The following is a 2,833-nucleotide window of genomic DNA, read 5'->3' on the forward strand; positions in this document are numbered from 1 at the left end:
CGCATGGTGGATGCCTTGGCAACAGGAGCCGATGAAGGACGTGGGAATCTGCGATAAGCCTGGGGGAGTCGATAACCAGACGTTGAGCCCAGGATGTCCGAATGGGGAAACCCCGCACGACGTGATCGTGTGACCGCCGGTTGAACACATAGGCCGGTCGGGGGGAACGCAGGGAAGTGAAACATCTCAGTACCTGCAGGAAGAGAAAACAAAATGTGATTCCGTGAGTAGTGGCGAGCGAAAGCGGATGGGGCTAAACCGTTCACGTGTGATACCCGGCAGGGGTTGCGTGTTCGGGGTTGTGGGCCCTTGCGTCCCAGGTCTGCCGGCCTGGGGTGGTGTGGTGCGGGCGTATAGGCGAACAGGTTTGGATGCCTGACCGTAGAGGGTGAGAGTCCCGTAGCTGTAATGCGTTCCGCCGCCTAGTGAGTGTGCCCGAGTAGCACGGGGCCCGAGAAATCCCGTGTGAATCTGCCAGGACCACCTGGTAAGCCTGAATACTACCTGTTGACCGATAGCGGATCAGTACCGTGAGGGAATGGTGAAAAGCACCCCGGGAGGGGAGTGAAATAGTACCTGAAACCATGTGCCTACAATCCGTCGGAGCCTGGGCCTCACTTGTGGGGTGATGGGTGACGGCGTGCCTTTTGAAGAATGAGCCTGCGAGTTAGTGCTGTGTCGCGAGGTTAACCCGTGTGGGGAAGCCGTAGCGAAAGCGAGTCCGAATAGGGCGGTTGAGTGGCACGGTCTAGACCCGAAGCGGAGTGATCTACCCATGGCCAGGTTGAAGCGCGTGTAAGAGCGCGTGGAGGACCGAACCCACTTCAGTTGAAAATGGAGGGGATGAGCTGTGGGTAGGGGTGAAAGGCCAATCAAACTCCGTGATAGCTGGTTCTCCCCGAAATGCATTTAGGTGCAGCGTCGCGTGTTTCTTCCCGGAGGTAGAGCTACTGGATGGCAGATGGGCCCTACAAGGTTACTGACGTCAGCCAAACTCCGAATGCCGGGAAGTCAGAGCGCGGCAGTGAGACTGTGGGGGATAAGCTTCATGGTCGAGAGGGAAACAGCCCAGACCACCGGTTAAGGCCCCTAAGCGTGTGCTAAGTGGGAAAGGATGTGGAGTTGCTGTGACAACCAGGAGGTTGGCTTAGAAGCAGCCACCCTTGAAAGAGTGCGTAATAGCTCACTGGTCAAGTGATTCCGCGCCGACAATGTAGCGGGGCTCAAGCACACCGCCGAAACCGTGGCATTCACACTTTGTGTGGATGGGTAGGGGAGCGTCGTGTACGAGGTGAAGCCATTGCGTGAGCGGTGGTGGATGGTGCACGAGTGAGAATGCAGGCATGAGTAGCGAAAGACGGGTGAGAAACCCGTCCGCCGGATGACCAAGGGTTCCAGGGTCAAGCTAATCTGCCCTGGGTAAGTCGGGACCTAAGGCGAGGCCGACAGGCGTAGTCGATGGACAACGGGTTGATATTCCCGTACCGGCGAAGGACCGCCCATGCTGGACCGGTGATACTAACCGCCCGAAGCTCTCTGGATCTCCTTTCGAGGAGACGTGAGAGTGGAGCGCGGGACCTGAACCGGCGAGGCAAACGCATTAACAGGTGTGACGCAGGAAGGTAGCCGGGCCAGGCAATGGAATCGACCTGGTCCAAGGGTGTAGGGTGTCCGGTTGGTAAATCCGCTGGGCGTGTGCCTGAGACCCGATAGGCCCCCACGAGGTGGGGGATCCGGTGATCCTATGCTGTCGAGAAAAGCATCGGCGTGAGGTTCTAGCCGCCCGTACCCCAAACCGACACAGGTGGTCAGGTAGAGAATACTAAGGCGATCGAGAGAATCATGGTTAAGGAACTCGGCAAAATGCCCCCGTAACTTCGGGAGAAGGGGGGCCCTGAGCTTGAAACCCACATGCTGGGTGGAGGGTGTATGGGCCGCAGAGACCAGGGGGAAGCGACTGTTTATCAAAAACACAGGTCCGTGCGAAGTCGCAAGACGATGTATACGGACTGACTCCTGCCCGGTGCTGGAAGGTTAAGAGGACCTGTTAGCCCCTTTTGGGGGCGAAGCGGAGAATTTAAGCCCCAGTAAACGGCGGTGGTAACTATAACCATCCTAAGGTAGCGAAATTCCTTGTCGGGTAAGTTCCGACCTGCACGAATGGAGTAACGACTTCCCCGCTGTCTCAACCATGAACTCGGCGAAATTGCATTACGAGTAAAGATGCTCGTTACGCGCAGAAGGACGGAAAGACCCCGAGACCTTTACTATAGTTTGGTATTGGTGTTCGGTGTGGCTTGTGTAGGATAGGTGGGAGACGTTGAAGCGGGCACGCCAGTGTTCGTGGAGTCATCGTTGAAATACCACTCTGGTCACTCTGGACATCTAACTTCGGCCCGTGATCCGGGTCAGGGACAGTGCCTGATGGGTAGTTTAACTGGGGCGGTTGCCTCCCAAAATGTAACGGAGGCGCCCAAAGGTTCCCTCAGCCTGGTTGGCAATCAGGTGTCGAGTGCAAGTGCACAAGGGGGCTTGACTGTGAGAGCGGCAGCTCGAGCAGGGACGAAAGTCGGGACTAGTGATCCGGCGGCCCGTTGTGGAACGGCCGTCGCTCAACGGATAAAAGGTACCTCGGGGATAACAGGCTGATCTTGCCCAAGAGTCCATATCGACGGCATGGTTTGGCACCTCGATGTCGGCTCGTCGCATCCTGGGGCTGGAGTAGGTCCCAAGGGTTGGGCTGTTCGCCCATTAAAGCGGTACGCGAGCTGGGTTCAGAACGTCGTGAGACAGTTCGGTCCCTATCCTCTGCGCGCGGAGGAAATTTGAGAAG

At 57.3% G+C, this 2,833-nt stretch carries 1 rRNA gene; it reads left to right on the top strand.

The window, feature by feature from the left end:
- A 23S ribosomal RNA gene (locus ACFQQD_RS13955) occupies positions 1-2,833 on the top strand; the annotation flags it as partial.

Source organism: Citricoccus sp. GCM10030269, assembly GCF_042665635.1.
In the GTDB taxonomy this organism is placed as follows: Bacteria; Actinomycetota; Actinomycetes; order Actinomycetales; family Micrococcaceae; genus Citricoccus.